This is a genomic window from Sinobacterium caligoides (assembly GCF_003752585.1).
Classification (GTDB): Bacteria; Pseudomonadota; Gammaproteobacteria; order Pseudomonadales; family Sinobacteriaceae; genus Sinobacterium; species Sinobacterium caligoides.
In genome coordinates this window covers 47,229-70,868 of the sequence record NZ_RKHR01000008.1, presented here as the reverse complement: position 1 = coordinate 70,868, position 23,640 = coordinate 47,229, and the positions used below count along the sequence as shown (strand labels likewise).

Genomic DNA, 23,640 nt, shown 5'->3' with positions numbered 1-23,640 from the left:
GCCTGCGAAGAAGAAGCCTGTGGCGAAGAAAAAGGGCCCGGTGAATCGCCGCACTCCCATAGAGAAGGCGTCGACGCCCATCTGGGTCTGGCTGTTGACGGCGGTTTTACTGTTGGGATTGCTGGCGTTTCTGGCACACTTGCTGACGCAGGCGCCGGCCTCGGGTACGACGGTGAAACCAACAAAGAGTAGCAGTCAGGCGAAGCAGGAGCGGCCGATTCCGGTGGTCAACAAGAGCAAGCCGGCGGTTAAGGCGGATGGCAAGATCGACTACGAGTTTTATCGTATCCTCAAAGAATCCGAGGTGAAGGTCGATGTCGTGCCGCTGGATATGCAGCCGCGTAAAGAGTATATCTACTTCATTCAGGCCGGCTCGTTCCGCTCGCATGCAGATGCTGACAGCCATCGTGCCAACCTGATCTTGCAGGGGCTGAAGGCGCACATCGAAGGGCCGAGTAAAAATGGCTGGTACCGTGTCTTAGTCGGGCCCTACGAGCGACATGCGGGACGCTTCTCGAAGGAGCGTGCGGCACTGGTCAATCAGGGCTTTGACACCATGACGATCAAGCGCGATAAGCCGAAAAAGTAGCCTGGAAAAGGCCTCGAAACCGAACGATCTCAACTGAGACGTTCGGTTTTTTTTCGCCGATAGAAAGGTGTCGAGGCGCGCTAGGCTGCGTCGTGCCGAGGTGCGCAGGTGCTCAGACTATTGATCGGCGGCAATTGAGCGTGCGCCATGGCTTGAAAAATCCGCCAGCGACCACACATTAAAGACTTTAAACGAGTGTGGAGGCAATGGCCTTGGAACAGTACAGAGGTACAACGATTCTTTCAGTGCGCCGTAACGGTAAAGTTGTTATCGGTGGTGACGGCCAAGTGTCCATGGGCAATACCGTGATGAAGGGTAACGCGCGCAAGGTGCGCCGCCTGTACCACAATAAGGTACTGGCCGGTTTTGCTGGCGGCACCGCCGACGCCTTTACCCTATTCGAGCTGTTTGAAGCCCAGTTGGAAAAGTATCAGGGACAGCTGGTACGTGCCGCCGTCGAGCTGGCTAAGGCGTGGCGTACCGAGCGCTCGATGCGCAACCTCGAGGCGTTGCTGATTGTTGCGGACCACGAGACCTCGCTGATCATTAGTGGTAACGGCGACGTGATCGAGCCAGAGGACAATCTGGTGGCGATCGGTTCTGGCGGACCCTACGCCCAGTCTGCGGCGATGGCGCTACTGCACAATACCGAGCTCAGTGCTCGCGATATCGTCACCAAGGGGCTGACCATCGCCGGCGATATCTGTGTTTATACCAACCACAATCACACCATTGAAGAATTGGATACTGGTGCCGCCGAATAGCGTCGCAGAGAGAGGAATTGATTATGTCTGAGATGACACCGAGAGAGATTGCGCACGAGCTGGACCGTCACATCATCGGTCAGTCTGGTGCTAAACGCGCCGTGGCGATCGCCCTGCGCAACCGCTGGCGTCGGATGCAGCTGGACGAGGCGCTGCGTGAAGAGGTGACACCGAAAAACATCTTAATGATCGGCCCTACCGGCGTTGGTAAGACCGAGGTGGCAAGACGTCTGGCGAAGCTGGCCAATGCGCCGTTCATCAAAGTCGAGGCGACTAAGTTCACCGAGGTGGGCTATGTCGGCCGTGATGTCGAGTCGATCATTCGCGATTTGGTGGAGTCGTCGATCAAGCAGCTGCGCGAGCAGGAAGTCAACAAGAACCAGAACAAGGCCAGCGACGCCGCCGAAGAGCGCATCCTCGATGTGCTGCTGCCGCCGGCACGCAGCTTTGAGGAAGATGCCGCGGCGAGTAAAGATTCGTCGACACGGCAGGTGTTCCGCAAGAAGTTACGCCAGGGCGAGTTGGACGACAAGGAGATCGAGATCGAGGTGGCTGCCGCCGCTCCCGGCGTCGACATCCTCGCGCCCCCGGGCATGGAAGACATGACCAATCAGCTGCAGAGCATGTTCTCTAACATGGGGCAGGGCAAGAAGAAGTCGGCGAAGATGAGCGTCAAAGACGCGATGAAAGTGCTGCGTGATGAAGAGGCCGGCAAGCTGGTCAATGAAGAAGACCTGAAGACGCGCGCGGTGCGCCTGGCCGAGCAGAACGGTATCGTCTTTATCGACGAGATCGATAAGGTGGCTAAGCGCGGTGAGAGTGGCGGTACCGATGTCTCTCGTGAAGGGGTGCAGCGCGACCTGTTGCCGCTGATCGAGGGCTGTACGGTGTCGACCAAATACGGCATGGTGAAGACCGATTACATCCTCTTTATCGCCTCCGGTGCCTTCCACCTGAGCCGCCCCTCTGATCTGATTCCAGAGCTGCAGGGCCGCCTGCCGATTCGCGTCGAGCTGGATGCTTTGAGTAGCGACGATTTCTATCGCATCTTGACCGAGCCGCGGGCGAGCCTGACCGAACAGTACCGTGCCCTCTTGGCTACCGAGGGGTTGAGTGTCGAGTTCAGCGATGATGGTATTCGTCGCATTGCGGATACCGCCTGGGAGGTGAACGAGCGCACCGAGAATATCGGCGCCCGCCGGTTGCACACGGTGTTGGAGCGCCTGTTAGAGAAAGCCTCTTTCGAGGCCTGTGATATGGCGGCGCGCGGTGAAAACTTGGTGATCGATGCGGCCTTCGTCGACGCTGAACTCGGTGAGTTGAAGCAGGACGATGATTTGAGTCGCTTCATCCTCTAGTGCATAGACGGTGAGCAGATGAAAGAAAAGAGCCGTTAGGCTCTTTTTTTTGCTCTGTCGCCAACAATCTGCGGGCAATTGTACAGAGGATTGATAGTCACGCTATTTTTGCACGACAGGGCTGCGTATATTGCCGCAGCTATGGCAAGCCTGGGTTCAGTCGCTTGCGACAACAGATAAAGTGGGCTATTGGTTAGCAGGGTAGGCCATCTCGAGAGCAGTAGAGAAATGATTAATATTGATTACCAAGCGATCTTTCACGAAGTGGTGGATGAGCTTGCAGGGGTTCATGATCGCGGTGAGGTTGCCGACTATATTCCCGGGCTGGCCGATGTCGACCCGAATAAGCTGGGTATCCATCTGACCACGATCGATAACCAGCAACACAGTTACGGTGATTTTGATGAGCGTTTCTCGATCCAGAGTATTTCCAAGGTTTTAACGCTGACTCTGGCGATGGAGATGATCGGCGGTGATAATCTGTGGAAGCGGGTGGGCATCGAGCCCTCAGGCTCGGCCTTTAACTCGCTGGTGCAGCTCGAGTACGAACGCGGCATGCCGCGCAACCCGTTTATCAATGCCGGTGCGATCGTGATCTGCGATGTGTTGGTGAGCTGTCTGGACAACCCGAAACAAGACCTGCTCGATTTTATTCGTAGAATCTCCGGTAATCAGACCATTGATTACTGTGCCAAGACTGCGGAGATGGAGAGTGAGACTGGTTTTAGAAATTATGCCTTGATCAATCTGATGCGCGATTTCGGTAATATCCACAACGACATCGAGACCGTATTGGATCTGTACTTTTACAGCTGCTCGATCACCATGAGCTGTAAGGAACTGTCGGAGACCTTCATGTTTCTGGCTGCCTACGGCACCAACCCGATGTTAAACACGGTGGTGGTGAACCCGACACGGGCGCAGCGGATCAACTCGATCATGCAGTTGTGTGGCTTCTACGATGAGGCGGGTGAGTTCTCTTTCCGTGTCGGCCTGCCTGGCAAGAGTGGCGTCGGCGGTGGCATCATCGCCGTGCACCCCGGCCGCTACAGTGTAGCGGTGTGGAGTCCACGATTGAATAAGAAGGGTAACTCTTACAAGGGTATGTTGATTCTTGAAGGCATGACCACCAAGTCGCAGACGTCGATCTTTTAATCGCGCTTTATTGGTGGCTTATCGTCGCGCCGGTGTGATGTTGATGCGCAGCCGATAGACTTGCTGCTCGTCGCGTCGCGCCCGGGCTCGCGGCAGCAACACCCGCAGTAGATAGTCACCGCTGGCGTCGATCGACAGCGGCTGCTGATTGCTCAGTCGCTGTTCGATAGGTTGTACGACAATGACGTCTAATGCCGCACTGTCGAGGTGGATATAGAGCTGTTCGCCAGCGACTAGGGTAAGGGGATAGTCGTCGTAGCCATAGCCCTGAATGACGCCCTGCATGGTCAGCGTTCTACTCTCTGGTGTCGCAGTGAGCGCGTGCTGCTGGCTCGGCAGACAGCCGGCCAGCAGTAAGCTGAAGATGACGCTAAACAATACCTGTGTTCTCATCGTGTTATTGCCTGTAGCGGTTGATCTCTTTGATCTTGCCAGCCTCGAGAATGACCTCGTGATAGAAGCCTGCCTCGGGCGGGTAGATCCACTGTTCGATCTTGAATTCACGCTCCTCGGTATAGGGCGGTAGTTGAGTCTTACGCAGGGTATAGCCAATCAGCTCACGGCTCAGTGGCTCGCCGCAGCGCTCCAGCAGCTGAATAGCCAAGTCACCCTCGCCCACCAGGCGGCTGCCGCAGCGCAGACTGCTGCTATCGAGGCCCAGCACGCTGCAGGACATAAGTAGCATAAGCAGCAGAACGATAGGTCGCTGTGTGTCTCTGTTGATGATCATCATGGCTCCGAGCTCTGTCGATGGCTATCGGGTGGGTGGTCGCAATGTATTGATAATAACCAGCCTCAAGAAAACTGTCGAGTGAGCGCGCCTGCTGGCTGCGTGTTAGCACGGTGATAATAATTCCTATCGGCAATGTTTTTATCAGGCGATTATTAAACTCCGTGTTTGTCGCGCTGCAGTTTCTTTAACTGGTGAATACTGCTTTTTCTATTCTTGCTATTTGATAATGTTTTGCCGCTATGTGAATGTGTTTTTAGGGTGTAGCATAGTTTTTCTCGCTGGATTCGTATCAATGGTAATAGACAATTCTATGGTCCTTGTATGAGTAAATCAGAAAGAATACTACTGCTTTTTATCCTGCTGTTGATCGTCATAGGTCAGGCTTCAATCGACATTTACCTGCCCTCGCTGCCGAGTATTATGCGGCAGTTTGCGGTGCCAGTGCAGAGCGCACAGATGACGCTCTCCGCATTCTTATTAGGCTTCGGTGTCTCGCAAATTTTCTATGGTCCGCTCTCGGATCGCTTTGGTCGCAAGCCTATTTTACTGTTCGGTATGTGTTTATTCTTAGTCGTTACGCTGGCATTAACCCAGGCGACGAGTGTCGAGATGTTTTTTGCTATGCGGGTGTTGCAAGGGGTCACGATGGGCGCGGCGAGCGTCTGTGCGCGGGCGATGATGCGCGATACTTTTTCAGGAGATAAGTTACTGGTGGCGGCCTCATATATGGCGATGGCCTGGGCGATGGTGCCGATCCTCGCCCCTGCGCTGGGAGGCTATATTGAGCAGTATTTGCGCTGGCAATATTCCTTTTATCTGCTGGTCGGTATCGTTGCTGCGATGCTATTTATGCTATGTTTTATTGCAGAGAGTAATAAAAATAAAACGCCTAGCCTATCGTTATCCGCTGTTTCCCGTTCATACCTTATGTTGTTTAAATCGGCCGATTTTAATTTAAACGTCGTTATACTGAGCCTTCTTTTTGGTGTCTTTAGTATTGTTAATATTGCCAGTCCAATAATTTATCAGCGGGTATTTCACTTTACTGCGCTGCAGTATGGTTTGACGATGCTAGTTATCTCGATCGGCTATCTGCTGGGCTCTTACGTCAATAAGCGAGTCGTGGTGCGAGAAAAAAAACGTGCAGTGGTGAGTAAAAGTATTTTACTGTTGCTGATTGTGTCATTGTCGTATGGGCTATTTGTCTTTTATTTTTCCGGCCAGAGCCTATTGACCATGATTTATATTTTTATTATTTATTTACTGCTGGGTTTTGTCTTTGCCAACTGTCTCTCCGATTGCCTGTCGCCATTTCAACGCAATGCCGGCAGCGCGAGTGCGATGTATGGTTTTGTGGTTTTTATTACTGGCTTTGTGATCAGCTACATTTACGCGCACTACTTCACTACCAGCGTGCTGACGATGACGCTGGGAGCGTTAACATTATCGCTATTGATGTTTTTCCCCAATCGCTATCTGAGTCGGCAACAGAAAAGCAGGGTAACGGCCTAAGCAATAGCGCGCCTCTGGCTGAGAGACAGAGGCGCGCTAGGCACGGCATTGCGCCGATAGAGGGTTAGCAGGTAACGGCGAGAGGCTCGAATAGCGCTTGTTTAACCGTAACCGGCAGGCCGATTAGGTCTTCCTCTAGGGCGCGGGCCATCAGCTGGCTGTCTTGATTGCAGGCGACGGCTCTGGTGCCGCAGCTGGCTTCGGCAATGATCAACAGGCGTTCGGGCTGGTTGTCAGTAAACAACACGGTGAAGGCGACGACCTCCGCCTCGCCGTTGAAGTTGCCATCGACGTTTTTGCGCGGGCTGTCGGCGGCCACCTCGGCGGTGACGTCGGCGACGGCAAACGCCTGTGGTTTTTTACTGTAGAGGCAGAAGGCCTGCTTGGTGTTCATGCCGGAGACATTCGAGACTAGACCGTAGTTCTTGTTCTCTGCCTGCATGCGCTCGATCATTCGCACCGTGGACTGCAACACATAGTTATTCAGTGGCCCGCCGGCGAAGGGCATGCCGCCGGTGACGGTGAAGTCGGCGGCTGATGGCTGTGCCAATAGCCCCAGTTCATCGGCAAAGCTGAGCACGGCGATCGGGAAGCAGCTATACAGCTCGAATAGCGCAATGTCGTTAATGTCGATGTCCGCCATGGCGAGAATTTTTTCGCCGGCATGCTTGGCGCCGAAGCAGCGGCTCAGGTCGGCGCGTTGGCTCACGGCCTGCATCAGGTTGCTCTCTGTCGAGGCGGCGGGATAGATCCAGTGCTCCTCGGCGATACCGAGGGCGCGGGCCTTTTTGATCGAGCAGAAGATGAGCGCCGAGGCCTGGTCTACGTTCCAGCTGGTGTTGTGTAGCTTGGTGTAGGGGCTCGCGAGCATGGGGTTTTTGCTGGTGGCGGTCTTGATCGTCTCGGCGCTGATCGGTTGACGCTTCCACGCGTATTCGTTGTCTTGAGCGATGCCGTTAAAGCGTTGATAGAGGGCGGCGATGTCGTCGCGATGACGCTCGCTGCTGATCTGTTGGCGGTGGCGCCAGGCGGAATCCATCAGCGCATAGTAGCCCACGGGCATGCCGAGGCCGGCGACAGCCTCGGCCTCGAGCCAGAGTTCCTCGTCGGGCTCCAGGGTGAGATCGGCGGGGGCTGTTGAGGCGGTCTCGGGTAGCTCGACACCGTGAATGGTGGCCTGCAGCGAGCGAAACTTCGCCTCGCCACCCATGACGATGGCGATGTCGATCTCGCCCTGTTGGATGCGTTGGCAGGCGCGGTTGAAGAGGCCCTGTTGTAAGACACCGAGCTTTGCCAAGACGGTGCTGGCCTGGGTGTTGCCAATCAACGGCTTGACCAGGCCGGCAGGGTCGTTGTAGCTCCACAGGCCCTGGGGGCAGAGTAGCTCCTCGGCACCGCTTAATAGCTCGGGGCAGCCGATTTTATCGGCGGCGGCGATACAGGCATCGGCCATCAGTGCGACGGCCTCTTTCCCCTTTAGCGGCTCGGATAGTTGCTGATTGATCGCCGCAACACTGACAATTACCGGGTTATTTTCATTAATAGTCATGGCGGGTGGCAGGGCTCCAGATTTTTATTTTTTATTGAAGCTGTATTGTAACGGCTGCGCTACAGAAACATAGTTGATATGCGACGCGCTGCGTCGGGGCTAACACTTATGGTGGAAGTGACGCTGAGCAGCTTGGGCGAAACTGGCGTTTCTAACAGTCAGTGACGACGGCTATGCTATAGCTAGTGTGTGCATAAAGGGCTTGTTATATGAGGGGCCTAGCATGAGAGGGAGTGCGATGAGACGACATAGCATGAAAGGAGAACGTCGATGAGGGAGACAGCAGAACCGTTATGGGGGCCCTCTGCCGCGCGTGTGCAGGCGTCGGCGATGCGCCGTTTTCAGTTTCGGCTGCGTGAACAGCTGGAGGGTGACGACTATGCGGCGCTACACCGTTGGAGTGTGGAGCAACGCGAGGCGTTCTGGTCGGCGCTGTGGGACTTCGCCGCCATCGTCGGTGACAAGGGCGCGCCACCGCTGCTGTGTCAGGGCGACCGGCTACCCGGCAGCAGCTGGTTTCCCCGCGCCTCGCTGAATTATGCGGAGAACCTACTGCGTCGGCGTGATGATCACCCGGCTTTGGTGGCGCGCTTAGAAGACGGACAGCGGCAGACTCTTAGCTACGCTCAGCTCTATCGTCGTGTCGCAGGCCTGGGAGCGGCGATGCGTGCCGAGGGCGTGGTGGCTGGCGATAGGGTAGCGGCGTTCGTGCCGAATGTCGCCGATGCGGTGGTGGCGATGTTGGCGACGGCGAGCATCGGTGCAGTGTGGAGTTCGTGTTCGCCGGACTTTGGCGTACAGGGGCTGCTCGATCGCTTTGGTCAGATTGAGCCAAAGCTATTGTTTACCGCCGATGGTTATTACTACAACGGTCGCCGACACGATTCGCTGGCACGGGTGCGAGAGATACTGCCGTCGCTGCCGAGTGTCGAGCGGGTGGTGGTACTGCCGGTGCTCGGCGTCGGCGATGTCGCAGAGATCGCGTCGGCGCGGTTGATCGATGATTATATTGTGCACGAGGTGGAGGTGTGTGAATTTAATCGCCTGCCTTTCGATCATCCGCTGTTTATCCTCTACTCCTCCGGCACCACCGGCCGGCCGAAGTGCATCGTGCATGGCGCCGGTGGTACCTTGCTCGAGCACCAGAAGGAACACTTGCTGCACACCGACATCGGCCCCGACGATGTGTTTTTCTACTTTTCGACCTGTGGTTGGATGATGTGGAACTGGCAGCTGAGCGGCTTGGCCACCGGTTGTACACTGCTGCTGTACGACGGCTCACCGACTTATCCACAGCTGGACAGTCTGCTTGGTCTGGTCGACGCCGAGGGGATAACGGTGTTTGGCTGCAGCGCGCGTTACATCGCCACCCTGCAGCGGGCCGAGGTCGATTGCCGCGGGCGCCTACCGCTGACGACGCTGCAGACGGTATTATCCACAGGATCGCCGCTGGCGGCGGAGAGTTTCCGCTATGTCTATCGCGCCTGGAAACCGGATCTGTTACTGTCGTCGATTTCCGGCGGTACTGATATTCTCGGTGCCTTCGCCTCGGGTAACCCCTGCCTGCCGGTGTTTGCCGGCGAATTACAGTGTATCGGCCTCGGTTTCGACCTGGCGGTATACGGCGATGACGGTCAGTCGCTGACGGCGGCCAAGGGCGAATTGGTCTGTCGCCGTTCTTTTCCCTCGGTCCCCCTCGGTTTCTGGCGCGACAGCGGCGACCGGCGCTTCGTGGCAGCCTACTTCTCGCGCTTTGCGAATACCTGGTGGCACGGTGACTACGCGGAGTTGACCGACAGCGGTGGACTGGTGATTCACGGTCGTTCCGATGCGTTGCTCAACCCCGGCGGTGTACGCATCGGTACCGCTGAAATTTATCGTCAGGTCGATCAGCTGGCGGCGGTGGCAGATGCCATCGTCATCGGCCAGCGCTGGCAGGGCGACTGCCGCATCGTGTTGTTTGTGCGCCTGGCTGAAGGCGTCAGTCTATCGGCGGCACTCGAGCGACAGATCGCCGAGCAGATTCGCCGCCACACGACGCAGCGCCATGTACCGGCGAAGATCATTCAGGTGGCCGACATCCCGCGCACCATGAGCGGTAAGTTAGCGGAGGTGGCGGTGCGTAAGGTAGTGCACGGCGAGCCGCTGGATAATCTCGAGGCGCTCGCCAACCCTGAGTCGCTGCAATACTATCGTCAGCTCGCCGCCCTGAGCGACTCGCCGAGAGGGCTACCGTAGCACGCGCTGCAGCCAGGCAGAGATGTCAGCGATCTCACGGGGATGTACCGCATGCTCCATCGGGTAGGTTTGGTACTCGGGCTGGTAGCCCAATTGCTCGAGTGCGGCGCGGGCGTGCTTCCCCATCGCCTCGGGGACCATCGGGTCTTGGCTGCCGTGGAAGATATGGATCGGCAGCTGTCGGTTGGCGGCACTGGGCACGATGGTCTTGGCGGTGGCGAAGTAAGTCGATAGCGTCATCAGCCCGGCGAGTGGCTTGTCGTAGCTCAATGCGGTTTGATAGCAGACCGCGCCGCCCTGGGAGAAGCCAGCGAGCACAATGCGCTGGCTGGCAATGCCGTTGGAAATTTCGCGCTCGATCAGCTGACGTACTGCTTCGCTGGAGGCGAGTATCTGCTGCTCGTCGATCTCTCGTTCCAGTGACATAGCCAGGATATCGTACCAGGCGGGCATGACCATGCCACCATTGATAGTGATAGGGATCGACGGTGCATGGGGGAAGACGAAGCGCACCGCCATGCTGGCGGGTAATTGTAACTCGGGCACGATCGGCACGAAGTCGTGGCCGTTGGCCCCTAGGCCGTGTAGCCAGATGACGGCGGCATCGGGTTCGGGTTGTGTGTCGACAATTTCACAGGGCAGGTAAGACATAACGGTAGCCTTCAATCTTCAATTTTATTATCACCATTCTAATCGATGCGCGGGTTGAATCCTATCGCTTGCTGGTGGGGGTGGGATTGTGCTCGCGTTAGAGGGTGAGTTGCCAGTGAGGGTGTTAAACGGCGGCTATACTCAAGACAGAGTCTGAATGAGGCGAGGCCGAGATAACCGTGCCGCGCTGTGTTTCATGGATGGGAGCGCAATAATGACAACAACTAGCCCACTGCGTTTTATTACCGCCACCTCGTTATTTGATGGCCACGATGCCGCTATTAATGTGGTACGACGGATGGTGCAGGAGCGGGGCGCTGAGGTGATTCACCTCGGTCACAACCGCAGCGTCGACGAGATCGTACAGGCGGCGCAGCAGGAAGACGCCGACGCCATTGCGGTGAGCTCCTATCAGGGTGGCCACTGCGAATTCTTTCGCTATCTTATCGACCAGTTGCGCGTGCATGATGCGGAGCATGTGGCGGTCTTTGCCGGTGGCGGTGGTACCATCACCGCAGAGGAAATCGACGAGCTGCAAGCCTACGGTGTCGAGCGCATCTACCACCCGAGTGATGGCTTGCAGTTGGGGCTGGCGGCGATGGTCGACGACGTCATCGCGCGCGCCGAGCAGCGCCGCTTGCTGACCCCGAAACGGTTGTCGGTGGCGTCGTTCGAGCAGCCGCTGGAGATAGCGCGCAACCTCAGTGTGATCGAAGATGGGCAGATGACGGCGACGGCGCTGGCACGCTATCGCAGCGAATGGGCGGCGCACGAGGGGGCGAAGCGGGTGCCGGTGATCGGTATTACTGGTCCGGGTGGTGCTGGTAAGTCTTCGCTGACCGATGAGCTGTTGCACCGCTGTGGTAATTTGTTAGGAGCGAAGCGTGTCGCCGTGCTGGCGATTGACCCGAGTCGACGCCGCACCGGTGGCGCGCTGCTTGGCGATCGTATTCGCATCAACAGCTTGCGCCATGGCGGTATCTATTGGCGCTCGATGGCGGCGCGCGGTACCGGTTCGCTGGCGCAGGCGGTGGCCGATGCCCTGCGTTATCTGCGCACGGTGGGCTTCGATCTGCTGTTCGTTGAGACAGCGGGCATCGGCCAGGGGGATTCCGCTATCGTCGAGCTGGTCGACCTGTCGCTGTATGTGATGACGGCGGAGTATGGCGCTGCCAGTCAGCTGGAGAAGATCGACATGCTCGACATGGCCGACCTGGTGGTGATTAACAAGTCAGAGCAGCGCGGTGCCGAGGATGCGCTGCGCGAGGTGCGGCGGCAATACCGGCGTAACCACAACGAGTTCAGTGCTAACGACGAGGCTCTGCCGGTGTTTGCCACCTGCGCCAGTCGCTTTATGGACCCGGGGGTCGATCAGTTATTTGATGCGCTCTGCCTGCGCCTGCGCCAGCATGCCGTGTTTGCCGCCGGTGACTGGTTGCCGGCGACCGCGGCGCAGCAGCGGGCGAGTGATTATCGGCCGCTGATCCCGGCGAACCGCAGCCGCTATCTGGCGGAGATTGCTGCCCTCGGCCGCGAGCGGCAGGCCCATGCCGAGAGTCAGGCGCAGTGGGCAAGGCGCCTGCAGCAGTATCACGCCAGCCTGGCGGCGGTGGGCGATGAGTTATTGCCTGTGTTACTCAGCGGCTATACGACACGGCAGTTGCAGCGTGACGGCGAGCAGACACTGCGACGGCTGCGCCAGCACTACCAGCAGGCGTTGGAGCAGCTCAGCGAAGAGAGTCTCGCGCTGCTGCGACAGTGGCCGCAGCAGCGGCAGGCGGTCTGCGCCCCACGTCATCAGTATCAGGTGCGCGGTCAGACGGTGGAGGGGGATAATTACCGGCAGAGTTTGGCGGCGCAGTCGGTGAGCAAGGTGGCGGTGCCGAAGTACCGTGACTGGGGCGAGTTGCTGAACTTCCTCTACCGCGAGCACCTACCCGGTCACTACCCTTATACCGCCGGTGTCTTCCCCTATCGTCGTCGTGGTGAGGCGCCGACGCGGATGTTTGCCGGCGAGGGGACGCCGGAGCGAACCAATCGACGCTTTCACTACATCGCCGCCGGTCAGTCGGCGGTGCGTCTATCGACGGCCTTCGATTCGGTGACGCTGTATGGCCAAGACCCGGCGAAGCGGCCGGACATCTTCGGTAAGGTCGGCAACGCCGGCGTCTCCGTCGCCACCGTCGATGACATGAAGAAGCTCTACGCCGGTTTCGACCTGTGCGCTGATAACACCTCGGTGTCGATGACCATCAACGGTCCCGCACCAATCCTATTGGCCTTCTTTATCAACGCCGCCATCGATCAGCAGGTCGAGCGCTATCTGCGTGATCAGGGGGGGTGGCAGCAGGCCGAGGCGGTCATCGCGGCGCTGTATCCGAATAACAGTCAGCCACGCTATCAGGGAGAACTGCCCGAGGCCAGTGATGGTCTCGGCTTGGCGCTGTTGGGCGTCAGTGGTGAGCAACTGTTGACGGCAGAGCAGTATCAGCAGATTAAAAAAAACACCTTGATCAAGTTACGCGGTACGGTGCAGGCCGATATTTTAAAAGAGGATCAGGCGCAGAATACCTGTATTTTTTCCTGCGAATTTGCCCTGCACATGATGGGCGATATGCAGCAATATTTTATTGATCATCAGATAAAAAATTTCTACAGCGTGTCGATTTCTGGCTACCACATTGCTGAGGCCGGGGCGAACCCGATCACCCAGCTGGCCTTTACTCTAGCTAACGGTTTTACTCTGGTGGAGTATTATCTAGCGCGAGGCATGGCCGTCGATGATTTCGCGACCAACCTCAGCTTTTTCTTCAGCAACGGCATGGACCCGGAGTATGCGGTGATCGGCCGGGTAGCTCGACGCATCTGGGCACGGGCGATGCGCGAGCGCTATGGTGCCTCGAGCCAGGCGCAGCGATTGAAGTATCACATTCAAACCTCGGGCCGTTCGTTACATGCCCAGGAGGCGCAGTTCAACGATATCCGTACCACCCTGCAGGCACTCTATGCGCTGGTGGATAACTGCAATAGCCTACATACTAACGCTTTTGATGAGGCGCTGACGACGCCGACAGAGGCATCGGTACGCCGAGCGGTGGCGATCCAATTAATCATTAACCAAGAGCTGGGGCTGAATTACTGCGAAAACCCTTGGCAGGGCTCGTTTCTTATCGAGCAGCTGACCGAACAAGTCGAGGAGGCGGTGTATGTTGAATTTGAGGCGCTGTCGGCGCGCGGTGGTGTCTTGGCGGCGATGGATGGTCAGTATCAACGCGGTAAGATTCAGGATGAATCGATGCACTATGAGCGCAGTAAACACGATGGTACGCTGCCGCTGGTGGGCGTCAATACCTTCACCCAACAGCAGGAGGAAGTGACAGCCGAGCAGGAGCTGATGCGCTCGAGCACGGCGGAGAAACAGTGGCAGATCGATAATCTACAGCAGTTTAAGCAGCGTCGCAGCGACGATAAAAAGCGCCTGCTGGCACGTTTGAAAACCGTGGCGCAGGCGCGGGGCAATACCTTCGAGGTGTTAATCGAGCTGGCCAAGCAGGCTAGCCTCGGTGAGATAACCGCCGCGCTGTACGAGGTCGGCGGTGAGTATCGACGTAATATGTAGCTCTATACTCGTCGCAGTGTAGTCGGTTCACATTGGCAGGCGCCTGATATTGGGTAAGTCATGATGTATTACTCCAAAAATATAAAAATTATTTTACGCAACTAGCGAGTATCGGCACGCCGCTTTGTTGTCGACATCCTACGCTAACATGAAGCTAATACAACGGCTTTTGGCCGGTGACAGTGGCTGTTGAAACTGAGCGTTACGGTTAGAATAGCGTGTTGCACAGGGAAACAGCGAGCGGTCACTCTAGGGTGATATCGGGCATTGTTTTAGACTCTCTAGCAACACGACTCCGTTCTTTGCCTGTGCTCGGCGGCCGATGATTCACTCGTCATGCCTGCCGTCGATGTTGCGTGCTCTATTGTTAGCAGCAGGCTGTGATGAAGACGGTTATGGATGACTCGAGGAGAGGATAAGAGATGGCAAAGAATGACTTGGATGTCGCCATCATCGGTGCCGGCCTGAACGGCTTGGCACTGGCGATCGCGTTGCGTATGTTTGGTATCGAGGCGAAGGTCTATGAGAAGGTGGAGCAGCCGCGCCTGGAAGCCACCAGCATCATGATGTGGCCGGAGGGCATGCAGGTATTAGCGGCGCTGACCGGTGTCGAACAGGTGAAGCGCATCGGCAATCAGGCCGATTGGTTGACGATCGTCACGGAGCGCTTTGCGCCGCTGCAAAAGGTGTCGATGCAGACAGCCGATACCCAAGTCAATGCGCCACTGGGGCTGTTTCATCGCGCCGACGTGCATCAGCTATTACTGGATTGTTACGGTGCCGATAACGTGATCAGCGGCCGCGACTGCAGCGTCAAAGACGATACCATCTTGCTCAATAATGAGCCGTTGCAGGCCGACGTGATCGTCGGCGCCGACGGCGTCTTCTCTCAGGTGCGTAAGTTTGTCGCTCCGCAGACCAGTATTCGTGCCCCCGGTGTCTATTCCTGTCGTGGCGTGGTCGACTTCGCCTGTGATGAGATTGCCAACGACCAGTGCTATGTCTTTGCCGGCCCTAAATCGAGGGTTGTCACCTATACCTACGATCGTCAGCGGCAGTCAAAATTTTGGTTCGCCGCCTGCCCGCTGCCGCAACACGAGGTGCTGGATAAAGCGCGTATCCTGCAGGAGTTCTCCAGCTATGCTCCCTGCTTATTGGAGATGATCGCGCAGACACCGGAGTCGCAAATTGTCGCCTCGCCGTTGGTCGACACCGCGCCGTTCGAGTCGTGGAGCCGGGACAACGCGGTTTTAGTCGGCGACGCCTGCTGCGCGGTATTACCGACCGTGGGTATTGGCTTTAGCCTGGGTATCGAGAACGCATTTATTCTGGCGCAATGCCTCGCCTCGAATTTCAACGACGTGGACAGCGCGCTGCGGCGTTACCAGTTGCGAGCACAGCACCGCTCACACGAACTGCAGCGCATCACCAGTCGCCTCAGCGAACTGAGTTACCATGAGATTTTTGACGCACAAGAAGTGTTAGAGGTGTTCCAGCAGTTCGCCACCGTCAAAAGCCGCTCGCCGTTTTAGCTTTAAGCGCTGTCGTGTGTTTGTTGTTTCTGCTGGCAACGCACGACATAAAAGGGTAATGGAAACAGCGTATAAATTGATCTAAGTGCTGTTAAAAGAGCGGTGGATTAATCGGTTGACTAAAAAGCAAACGATTGGTCTAACGCCATGACTTAGAAAGTGAAATCAGGCTTATGTCGACTTTGTGCACAGGCTTTTGAACAGAATCCGTTGATCAAATCGGCCGCGCCAGCGTCGCTCTATAGCGGTGTGGTTGAGGCGATAGAGCGAGCTGAGTTAGCATGGCTAACTATTCAGCGTCGACGGTGGGTGGTAGCGGGCTAATACTGCAGCCGTTGCCAGTATCGTTGAGTTGATAGCCTAGCCGATGGATTTGTGCACGAGCCTCATCGGCTTGCGCGTATTGCCCTTGCTCCTTCAAGCGCTGTCGACGTGCTACTAGCGCCTGAACCTGTTCGGGGGGGGAGACTGCCTCCGCCTTGTTGATATCCAGTGCGAAGATGCGGTCGAAAAATAGCAGGGTCGATTTTTTGTCGGCAGGCGCTAAGTCGCTATCAAATAGTTTCCAAACGAGAGCCAGTGCCCGCGGCATGTTCATGTCCTGGTTGATGAAAGCAATAAATTCAGCTTGGTAGTCGCTATCGATACTGCCGCCATCGGGTAGCACAGAGACTTTCTTACGCAATCGTTGCAGGGCTTTTTGTGCGCCCTTTAACGCCTCCCAGGTAAAATTTAAATGACTCCGATAGTGGCTGGTTAAGGTCAAGTAGCGGTAGGCTAGGGGGTCGTAGCCTTGCTCAATTAAACTGTCTAGCCTTAGCGAAACACCCGACTTAGAGATCTTTTCACGATTTAGTTGTAGAAAATAACCGTGTAACCAGAAGTTGGCTTGTATATGACCGTTCTTGGCCTGGCACTGGGCAATCTCATTGGTGTGGTGAACGGGGATATGGTCTTCACCACCGACATGAATATCAAACCTCTCGCCTAAGTATTTTTCTGCCATGGCTGAACACTCAATGTGCCAGCCGGGAAAACCGACGCCCCAGGGACTCTGCCACTCCATCTGTCGATCGTTGTCGCCACTAAACTTCCATAACGCAAAGTCTGTTTGATGTCTTTTCTCTGCCATCTCTATGCGAGCGCCGGCCCTTAAACCCTGTTTGTCGAGCCGGGCGAGTTGGCCGTAGTCGGGCAGCTTTTCGGTGTCGAAGTAGATGCCGTCACTGGTTTGATAAATAAAACCCTTTTCCTCGAGGGACTGAATGAATTCAATTTGCTCTTTAATATGCTCTGTTGCTCTACAGGTGATAGAGGGCTTGCTAATGTTGAGGCGATCCATGTCGATAAAAAAATGCTGTTCGAAAAAGCTGGCGATCTCCCAGGCAGACTTTTTTTGTTGGCGGGCGCCCTTTTCCATTTTGTCTTCGCCGCTGTCGCCATCGGAGACTAAGTGACCGACGTCGGTAATATTCATCACGTGTTTCACCTCATAGCCGTTGAGCTCAAGCACACGCTTGAGTACATCCACGAAAAGGTAGGTTCTCAGATTGCCTGCGTGAGCATAGTCATAAACGGTGGGGCCACAGGCATAGAGCCCCACCGTATTACCATCGATGCTATAGAAGGGGGTGAGTTCTCGTTTCATCGTGTCGAAAAGTACAAGCTCTGGTTGTTTCATCATTTTTTTTCATCAATAAAAAAGGCCGCGGATGTAAACATCAGCGGCCTTGATCGTGTGTGGGAATTTTTTGCTAACTAATAGCTATGCGAAGGCCGCCGTATATCTGAACGATAACAGCAGCAACAACAAAGCTGGGTAAGTGCAATTTGGTAAGTCATATTTTTATCCTAAAACAGCTATTTTCTAAAAGCAACCGGTCGCTGCAAAAGCATGGCGGCTTTGGTAAACAGTGGATGTACTATGCTGGTTCGAGCTTGATTCCGTGTTAGAGTGCATAATAATTTTTTAATCGACAAGAGAAAACGCTATGAAGGATCATGGTTGTTGCCCAGGAAGGGCTGCCCGTTACTGCCTGCGAATGATTCAATAAAATTCAATTTTTCATATGTCGTCAACACCGTCTCTGACGCATTAGCACGCCAGGGCTGTGTGAGTCTTTGTCGTGCGTATTCTGCGCGTGCGGCTTAAAGAGAAAATCCTCTGACAAGATAAACGCAAAAAACATGATAAAACAACAAGTGATTAGTGAATTCAAAAGAGCTTTTAACTTTGATAAGACAACTGCTTCGCGAGGCATTGGCGTCGAGTGTGAGATCCCCATTGTCGAAGAGGCCGGGGAGGCTGTCTCTCTGCGAGGCATACAGAATATGTTTCTGTATCTGGAGAAAATAGGTTTTCAATTAGACTATGATGATTACTCCGGCCTGATCGTCGCCGCGACTAGGCGTAACGCTAAAAGCGCAGAAAATTTTCCTTACTGCACAGACACCATCACCACCGATACGGCCTATAGCACCCTCGAAGTTGTATTAGCGCCGCAACATAACTTGCATGATATTCAGTCGCAGCTAGAGGAGGTTTTGTTCCTGCTGAAGACTTTCTTCGATAGCCAAAACTGCTTAATGTTGGGTTGTGGCATTCAGCCAATTAGCCCTCCCTCCCGCAAGTTGTTGATGCCGAAGGAGCGCTATTGTTTTTTTGAAAAGTTATCGACCAATCATCTGGTGAAGCAACAGACCGGTGCCGATTCCTCCCTGCTCAATATCACCGCCTCTAATCAATGCCATATCGAGATCGGCTTAGAGGACGGGCTGATCGCGGCGAATGTATTGAATGCACTCTCCGGTTTGCAGATTGCGCTACACGCCAACTCCCCCATCTGTGAGGGGAGTGTCGACGCTAATCGCAAGGCCAATCGGGAGATGATGTGGGATGTTTGCTTTCCTAATCGGTTGCAGCAGATTGGTATCCCGCCAGCATTTGCTAGCGCAGAGAGCTATATCGCCTATCTGCTCAATTTTAAGACGCTGCTGGTTAAGCGAGAGGGGCAATACTTCCAAATCATCAATAGAGACAGCTTTAGCGACTTCTTACTGAATCAAGTGCCGGCGACTGGCGTGTCGCTAGAGGGTAAGGAGAGGATAATTGAGCCTCGCGCCGATGACATTGAGCAGCTGATCCCCTTTGGTTGGTTTAATGCGCGGCTGGTGCCTAAATACGGCACCGTCGAAAGCCGAATGTGTTGCCAGCAGCCGCAAAATGAAATGCTGACACCGTCGGCGTTGACACTAGGCTTGGTGGAGAACTTACAGGCAGCCCACGAATTTTCGACAAGATATTCCTTATCAACATGGCGTGAGATACGCATACAGGCGGCTAGAGATGCGCTTGAAGCGACAGTCGAGGGTAAGCATATTGTGGCGCTTCTCGGCGAATTTTTGGATATTGCCAAAGCGGGGTTGCAGGGACGGCAGTTAGGCGAGGAGGTGTTTTTACAGCCACTTTATGAGCGTATAGAACAGCGTCAGGTGCCCGCCGATTTGGCGATAGAGGTGTTTAAAAAACGGGGTATGAAGGCTTTTTTACAGCATGTCGCTTTCAAGAACGAAGCGTTTAGCTATCGCTATAAAGTGGCGTAATAAAAATTTAATTCTAGATTAGGTAACTCATGACGAGCATGGAAAGGAGAGTCCTGTCACACGAGGTGACTAGTGGGCTGCAGGATGATGATGTGTTGTTGGAGCGCATACCCGATGCCATTTACGATGGCATGGTGGCGATGTTTGCTCGCCAGTATCACTTTAATAACGGCGAGAAGATGAGGCTGAGTAATTACTTTGTCAAAATCAGTCGTGCGCTCAACGATGAAATGGTCGCGTTTATACAGGAGACCATTCAGGGCCTAGAGCAGCAACAATTCCCCACTATGCCAGCACCAGACGGTTTTCAACCGTCGCCTAACAACCTGCTGGAGGCGGAGTTAAAGGGAGGGTTTACCTTGGCGAGCTTCGATCTGGCGGTGACGGACGGCGGTATGAAAAATATCGAATTCCAATCGGTCGCCACTTACCCAATCAGTGCCGCCAAGCTTAATCAATACCTATTGGATAATCTGCCGCTAGATGATGGCTATATTTTTTCTAATAGCCCGCAGACAGATTGGCAGTCTTTTACCCGGTTATACGGCCGCTTGCTGGCGGGGGAGAACAACCAGCGGGTGGCGCTGGTGGATCGCAAGGTGAAGGGGCAGAAAACCAATTTTGAGTTCTTCGCCACTCAGCAAGAATTGGCGGTCCCGGTCGACATTGTCGACATGGAAGATATCTTTGAAGACCATGGCGAGCTCTTCTATACGCTGCCACCGAACCCAACGCCGCTGAAGCTCAGCAGGTTTTACAACCGCATATTATTGGCAGAGGCCTTGTTTGAAGACGATTACCCGAACAATAGCGAGGCCTGGGGCTTCCGTTTCGATAAAGCCTATCAAGCGCTAAAATTCATTAATCACCCAATAAAGCAGTTTGAGGTGTCGAAGCGGCTGTCGCCGTACATCCAACACCCCTGTAACCCTGATTGTTATGAGTTGGCGGAGGTGGCGCAACACTTTAAAGAGGGGCGGTTAAAATACCAAGACTATGTCTGGAAACATAAGTGGGGGGCGGCAGGGCACCGGCTGGTGTTAGCGCCGGACGCCGCTACTTTAACAGAGTTAGCCGACTGCCTGGAAGATTATATCGCGCAGAGCAAGGTGGCTTTTAAGGTGTTTAAAACAGACGATAAGCAAGAAAAAATTGTCGAGCTACGGTTTATGACGGCTGTTGAAAACGGTGAGACGATCATAGTGCCAATGGCCAGAATCGGTCATGTGGTTAACAATGGAAACGGTGATAGCACTTTCAAAATTCATTTTTCTGATAATAATAAAGAGGGCTACGGCTTTAGTCCTGTGGTTATTATGAACAGTGAATAATTAAGCATAAACTTCCGCGTTATTAGTTCAAACCCCACCACAACTTTCGCGGCTATTCGCCGTCGTTACTCGTTACTCGTTAGCCAATAGCCACTTGCGCAGTAGCTGCGCCAGTTTTTCCTGTTCACTGCGGCTGAGGGAAGAGAGCAGTTGCGCCTCGTTGTCGACGTGAGCGGCGACGGCCTGGTCGATGAGCTTGGTGCCCTCTGCGGTTAACACGACGGTACAGCTGCGACGATCCTGGGCGCAGGCGTGTCGCTCGATGTAACCTCGGTGGACGAGGTTATCGAGGCGGGTGCTTATCGCACCGGAAGATAGCATGAGCCCTTTATAGAGGTCGGTGGGAGTCATGGCGACATCATGGCGTCGCAGTGAGGCGAGGATATCAAACTCGATGCCGCTGAGCTGGTGCGCCTTAAACACCGGCGTCAAGCCTCTCATGATGAGAGCGTTAGCACGGGCGAGACGACCTATCACGGCCATGGGCGAACAGTCGATATCTGGTTTGACTTCGCGCCACTGCTCAAGCAGTAGATCTACATGATCGTTTGGCATATATAGCTCCTGATATCTTTTGCAAATGATACTTGACGTCAAAATAGAATAGCAATAATGTATCTTACATGAAAGATACTTTTCTATAAGAGTTGTTCGGGTCACAGGGAAGCTTACAATGAATTATTTAATCGCGATAAGCGTGCCGCTACTTTGGGGTAGCACCTATGCGGCGGTGGGGTTGTATTTACAGGGCATGTCGCCGTTTTGGGTTGCTGTCTGGCGCGCACTGCCAGCAGGTCTACTGCTGCTGGCGTTGAGACCGCGCATGCCACCGCTGCCGTGGGCGAAAATGCTGCTACTGAGCTTCTTTAATATCACCGCCTTCTTTCTGCTGCTGTTCGCCGCTGCCTATCGACTGCCCGGCGCTGTCGCGGGAACGCTGGGGGCGACGCTGCCCCTGCAGGTGCTGCTATTAATGTGGTTGATCGAGGGTAAGCGGCCGAGTCTGGTGGCGATCTCATCGGCACTGGTGGGGTTGATGGGCATCGTGTTGTTGCTTAACCCCTCCGCGGATATCGACCCACTGGGTGCGGCTGCAGCGCTGATCGCCACCAGCTTTATGGCGGTCTCATCGCTGTGGATTAAGAAATGGCCCGTGACCGACCTGCTATCACTCACCGCTTGGCAGTTGCTGCTCGGGGGGCTGATGTTGCTGCCCTTCGCTTATTTGATTGCCGGCATGCCGGCGATGGTGATTGGCGAGTCGCTGCCGGGGCTGCTGTGGTTGATACTGCCCAACACCGCCTTTGCCTACTGGGCTTTTAGCCGCTCGATTAAGGTGCTGGGAGCAGAGACGATGGCGATGCTGGCGATGTTGAACCCGATGGCCGCTGTGTTGCTGGGCGTCGGTCTGCTGCATGAGATGCTCGGTGTTGCCCAGTGGGGCGGCATTGCCTTGATCATCGGCGCGCTGCTATTAATGCGCTTAACGGCACGCCCAGCGATGCTACAGCCGTCGTCGCTTCGGCCGCTGAATCAACCTAGAGCAGAGAACATTTAAGAGAAACTGGACCACGGCTCAATCAGTAGCCGCTACTACCAGCGATACGTAAGCTATCAGCCGTTTCGGCGAAAGAATGACAATACCATTAAATGAAAGAGGGAATTTACCATGAAATTATTAGCCTTTGCCGCGAGCAGCAGTTCAAAGTCCATTAACCAGAAACTGGTCAGCTATGCCGCCTCACTGGTCGTGGATGCCAAGGTTGAGTTACTGGATATCAACGATTATGAGATGCCGCTGTACAGTGAGGACCGTGAGGCAGAGCTGGGCGAGCTGCCCCAGGCTAGAGCTTTTTATGAAAAGCTGGGACAGGCGGATGCCGTCATGATCTCGTTCGCCGAGCATAACGGCCATTATACGGCCGCCTATAAAAATCTATTCGATTGGACCTCGCGGATTGATATGAAGGTGTATCAGGGTAAACCGATGGTGATTATGGCGACATCACCGGGCCCCGGCGGTGCCTCTAGCGTGCTGGCTGCCGCGAAGGCATCGGCGCCGTTCTTTGCGGCAGATATTCGCGCGGCGATATCGGTGCCCAACTTCTATGATTGCTATGACGAGGCAACAGGGGCGTTGCAGGATGCCGCGTTGATCGATCAGTTGCAAACCGCGGCAGTACAGTTACTGAAGTAGTCACTGTGTTCCGCTCAGCGCGGAGCACGAATAGTGCCGTTAACAGGGCTTAATCGCTGTATTTACGCTTGCGAAGGGCTTTCCACATCAGCAATGTTCATCAGTAAATCGGTGGCACCGATATCAATACCTGCCTGGAATAGCAGGGTCGATACCTGACCTCGGTGATGCGTCTGATGGTTGAATAAATGCTGTAATAAGGCACCAAAATTCTTTCTGAAAACTAGCCCTTTGGTATTGCTATATTCTAATGTGCAAGCAACGTCATCGTCGCTAAGCTCTGATGTGAGTTGGACTATGACATCATCCATTTTATTTCTTGCTGCTGTTAATGCGCTGAATTGTGGGTATATGATGGCGTCAAGCGATAATGGCGTATCAAGAGCACGGATATAATCGAGTGACGGAAAGCTCGCCGGGTGGTTGGCAAAGCGCTTAAGCCAGATCGTATCGCCGACAATAATATGATTCAGTGTGCCAATAATTGAAGAGAAAAAAGCGCCACGATCGCGTTTAAGTTCATCTGAACTGAGTGTGGCAGCAGCGTTGTAGATGCTGCTGTTAATTCTTTGATTATAGGCAGCCATTAATTCAAAGTTCGATTTTAAAGACATCATCGTTCCAGTTTTTAAAGAGAGTTAAAAGATGCGCTTTAATACAGGCAGCCGCCAAATCAGTGAGGCGAATAGAACAGGTGTGCAATAGGGCTCAGCCCTATGAGGGGGGTAATTTATTTACTTATAAACCTCTCGGTCTATGCAGGTACAAGGCTTGCTCACCAGGCCATTACATCATTAGTGAACTGTAAT

At 54.6% G+C, this 23,640-nt stretch carries 19 protein-coding genes; 12 read left to right on the top strand and 7 right to left on the bottom strand.

Annotation, left to right across the window (positions count from 1 at the left end; translation table 11 throughout):
* Positions 1 to 40 precede the first annotated feature (40 nt).
* The 4 genes from EDC56_RS17705 (at position 41) to EDC56_RS17690 (ending at position 3,866) form a co-directional block, all read left to right on the top strand.
* Complete coding sequence (locus EDC56_RS17705; RefSeq protein WP_162844235.1) at positions 41 to 589, top strand: SPOR domain-containing protein; 549 nt, start codon at positions 41 to 43, stop codon at positions 587 to 589.
* 212 nt (positions 590 to 801) lie between these two features.
* Entirely contained in the window at positions 802 to 1,353 is a 552-nt protein-coding gene (gene hslV / locus EDC56_RS17700) for an ATP-dependent protease subunit HslV (protein WP_123714016.1), read from the top strand.
* A 23-nt stretch (positions 1,354 to 1,376) separates the two neighbouring features.
* Positions 1,377 to 2,711: an ATP-dependent protease ATPase subunit HslU gene (gene hslU, locus EDC56_RS17695; RefSeq protein ID WP_211333756.1), complete on the top strand. Its 1,335-nt coding sequence runs from the start codon at positions 1,377 to 1,379 to the stop codon at positions 2,709 to 2,711.
* Positions 2,712 to 2,939: 228 nt separating this feature from the next.
* Positions 2,940 to 3,866, top strand: coding sequence for a glutaminase (locus EDC56_RS17690; protein ID WP_123713925.1), 927 nt, complete (start codon positions 2,940 to 2,942; stop codon positions 3,864 to 3,866).
* An 18-nt stretch (positions 3,867 to 3,884) separates the two neighbouring features.
* Here the strand turns inward: EDC56_RS17690 and EDC56_RS17685 are convergent, their stop codons facing one another.
* Entirely contained in the window at positions 3,885 to 4,259 is a 375-nt protein-coding gene (locus EDC56_RS17685) for a hypothetical protein (RefSeq protein WP_123713924.1), read from the bottom strand.
* Positions 4,260 to 4,263: 4 nt separating this feature from the next.
* Positions 4,264 to 4,599 (bottom strand): DUF2845 domain-containing protein, encoded by a 336-nt coding sequence (locus tag EDC56_RS17680; protein WP_123713923.1) that lies wholly within the window; start codon positions 4,597 to 4,599, stop codon positions 4,264 to 4,266.
* 321 nt (positions 4,600 to 4,920) lie between these two features.
* Here EDC56_RS17680 and EDC56_RS17675 point away from each other — a divergent pair, with 321 nt between their 5' ends.
* On the top strand, positions 4,921 to 6,111 hold the full coding sequence (locus EDC56_RS17675) for a multidrug effflux MFS transporter (protein WP_123713922.1): 1,191 nt from the start codon (positions 4,921 to 4,923) through the stop codon (positions 6,109 to 6,111).
* 64 nt (positions 6,112 to 6,175) lie between these two features.
* On the opposite strand, the gene EDC56_RS17670 is transcribed toward EDC56_RS17675, so the two are convergent.
* The gene (locus EDC56_RS17670; protein ID WP_123713921.1) at positions 6,176 to 7,660 is read right to left on the bottom strand and encodes a thiolase C-terminal domain-containing protein; all 1,485 of its coding nucleotides are present in this window, start codon (positions 7,658 to 7,660) and stop codon (positions 6,176 to 6,178) included.
* A gap of 270 nt (positions 7,661 to 7,930) precedes the next feature.
* Between EDC56_RS17670 and EDC56_RS17665 the strand changes: the two genes are divergently transcribed.
* Positions 7,931 to 9,898: an acetoacetate--CoA ligase gene (locus EDC56_RS17665; RefSeq protein ID WP_123713920.1), complete on the top strand. Its 1,968-nt coding sequence runs from the start codon at positions 7,931 to 7,933 to the stop codon at positions 9,896 to 9,898.
* Here EDC56_RS17665 and EDC56_RS17660 read toward each other — a convergent pair.
* A complete protein-coding gene (locus tag EDC56_RS17660) occupies positions 9,890 to 10,549 on the bottom strand; it encodes an alpha/beta hydrolase (protein WP_123713919.1) in 660 nt (219 codons plus the stop codon). The two genes, EDC56_RS17665 and EDC56_RS17660, sit on opposite strands and share 9 nt — an antisense overlap.
* 214 nt (positions 10,550 to 10,763) lie before the next feature.
* Here EDC56_RS17660 and EDC56_RS17655 point away from each other — a divergent pair, with 214 nt between their 5' ends.
* Together EDC56_RS17655 and EDC56_RS17650 are read left to right on the top strand one after the other, a co-directional pair.
* Entirely contained in the window at positions 10,764 to 14,168 is a 3,405-nt protein-coding gene (locus EDC56_RS17655) for a methylmalonyl-CoA mutase family protein (protein ID WP_170162817.1), read from the top strand.
* A gap of 422 nt (positions 14,169 to 14,590) precedes the next feature.
* Positions 14,591 to 15,700 carry an FAD-dependent oxidoreductase gene (locus EDC56_RS17650; protein WP_123713917.1) on the top strand — a complete coding sequence of 370 codons (1,110 nt, stop codon included), beginning with the start codon at positions 14,591 to 14,593 and terminating at the stop codon, positions 15,698 to 15,700.
* Between the two features lie 289 nt (positions 15,701 to 15,989).
* On the opposite strand, the gene cysS is transcribed toward EDC56_RS17650, so the two are convergent.
* Positions 15,990 to 17,384, bottom strand: a complete 1,395-nt coding sequence (gene cysS / locus EDC56_RS17645; RefSeq protein WP_211333746.1) for a cysteine--tRNA ligase — start codon at positions 17,382 to 17,384, stop codon at positions 15,990 to 15,992.
* 503 nt (positions 17,385 to 17,887) lie between these two features.
* Here cysS and EDC56_RS17640 point away from each other — a divergent pair.
* Together EDC56_RS17640 and EDC56_RS17635 are read left to right on the top strand one after the other, a co-directional pair.
* Positions 17,888 to 19,303 (top strand): glutamate-cysteine ligase family protein, encoded by a 1,416-nt coding sequence (locus EDC56_RS17640; protein ID WP_123713915.1) that lies wholly within the window; start codon positions 17,888 to 17,890, stop codon positions 19,301 to 19,303.
* Between the two features lie 38 nt (positions 19,304 to 19,341).
* Positions 19,342 to 20,634, top strand: coding sequence for a condensation domain-containing protein (locus EDC56_RS17635; RefSeq protein ID WP_123713914.1), 1,293 nt, complete (start codon positions 19,342 to 19,344; stop codon positions 20,632 to 20,634).
* 72 nt (positions 20,635 to 20,706) lie between these two features.
* Here EDC56_RS17635 and EDC56_RS17630 read toward each other — a convergent pair whose 3' ends face one another.
* Positions 20,707 to 21,189 carry a MarR family winged helix-turn-helix transcriptional regulator gene (locus EDC56_RS17630; protein ID WP_123713913.1) on the bottom strand — a complete coding sequence of 161 codons (483 nt, stop codon included), beginning with the start codon at positions 21,187 to 21,189 and terminating at the stop codon, positions 20,707 to 20,709.
* A gap of 118 nt (positions 21,190 to 21,307) precedes the next feature.
* Between EDC56_RS17630 and EDC56_RS17625 the strand changes: the two genes are divergently transcribed.
* Together EDC56_RS17625 and EDC56_RS17620 are read left to right on the top strand one after the other, a co-directional pair.
* The gene (locus EDC56_RS17625) at positions 21,308 to 22,192 is read left to right on the top strand and encodes a DMT family transporter (RefSeq protein WP_123713912.1); all 885 of its coding nucleotides are present in this window, start codon (positions 21,308 to 21,310) and stop codon (positions 22,190 to 22,192) included.
* A gap of 111 nt (positions 22,193 to 22,303) precedes the next feature.
* Entirely contained in the window at positions 22,304 to 22,831 is a 528-nt protein-coding gene (locus EDC56_RS17620; RefSeq protein ID WP_123713911.1) for an NADPH-dependent FMN reductase, read from the top strand.
* A gap of 62 nt (positions 22,832 to 22,893) precedes the next feature.
* On the opposite strand, the gene EDC56_RS17615 is transcribed toward EDC56_RS17620, so the two are convergent.
* Positions 22,894 to 23,448, bottom strand: coding sequence for a DinB family protein (locus EDC56_RS17615; RefSeq protein WP_245980741.1), 555 nt, complete (start codon positions 23,446 to 23,448; stop codon positions 22,894 to 22,896).
* Between the last annotated feature and the right edge of the window lie 192 nt (positions 23,449 to 23,640).

Excerpts from the sequence above, each read along its gene's own strand:
- hslU (WP_211333756.1), top strand. The coding sequence starts at position 1,377 with ATGTCTGAGATGACACCGAGAGAGATTGCGCACGAGCTGGACCGTCAC.
- EDC56_RS17690 (WP_123713925.1), top strand. The coding sequence starts at position 2,940 with ATGATTAATATTGATTACCAAGCGATCTTTCACGAAGTGGTGGATGAG.
- EDC56_RS17685 (WP_123713924.1), bottom strand. The coding sequence starts at position 4,259 with ATGAGAACACAGGTATTGTTTAGCGTCATCTTCAGCTTACTGCTGGCC.
- EDC56_RS17680 (WP_123713923.1), bottom strand. The coding sequence starts at position 4,599 with ATGATGATCATCAACAGAGACACACAGCGACCTATCGTTCTGCTGCTT.
- EDC56_RS17675 (WP_123713922.1), top strand. The coding sequence starts at position 4,921 with ATGAGTAAATCAGAAAGAATACTACTGCTTTTTATCCTGCTGTTGATC.
- EDC56_RS17670 (WP_123713921.1), bottom strand. The coding sequence starts at position 7,660 with ATGACTATTAATGAAAATAACCCGGTAATTGTCAGTGTTGCGGCGATC.
- EDC56_RS17665 (WP_123713920.1), top strand. The coding sequence starts at position 7,931 with ATGAGGGAGACAGCAGAACCGTTATGGGGGCCCTCTGCCGCGCGTGTG.
- EDC56_RS17660 (WP_123713919.1), bottom strand. The coding sequence starts at position 10,549 with ATGTCTTACCTGCCCTGTGAAATTGTCGACACACAACCCGAACCCGAT.
- EDC56_RS17655 (WP_170162817.1), top strand. The coding sequence starts at position 10,764 with ATGACAACAACTAGCCCACTGCGTTTTATTACCGCCACCTCGTTATTT.
- EDC56_RS17650 (WP_123713917.1), top strand. The coding sequence starts at position 14,591 with ATGGCAAAGAATGACTTGGATGTCGCCATCATCGGTGCCGGCCTGAAC.
- cysS (WP_211333746.1), bottom strand. The coding sequence starts at position 17,384 with ATGATGAAACAACCAGAGCTTGTACTTTTCGACACGATGAAACGAGAA.
- EDC56_RS17640 (WP_123713915.1), top strand. The coding sequence starts at position 17,888 with ATGATAAAACAACAAGTGATTAGTGAATTCAAAAGAGCTTTTAACTTT.
- EDC56_RS17635 (WP_123713914.1), top strand. The coding sequence starts at position 19,342 with ATGGAAAGGAGAGTCCTGTCACACGAGGTGACTAGTGGGCTGCAGGAT.
- EDC56_RS17630 (WP_123713913.1), bottom strand. The coding sequence starts at position 21,189 with ATGCCAAACGATCATGTAGATCTACTGCTTGAGCAGTGGCGCGAAGTC.
- EDC56_RS17625 (WP_123713912.1), top strand. The coding sequence starts at position 21,308 with ATGAATTATTTAATCGCGATAAGCGTGCCGCTACTTTGGGGTAGCACC.
- EDC56_RS17620 (WP_123713911.1), top strand. The coding sequence starts at position 22,304 with ATGAAATTATTAGCCTTTGCCGCGAGCAGCAGTTCAAAGTCCATTAAC.
- EDC56_RS17615 (WP_245980741.1), bottom strand. The coding sequence starts at position 23,448 with ATGATGTCTTTAAAATCGAACTTTGAATTAATGGCTGCCTATAATCAA.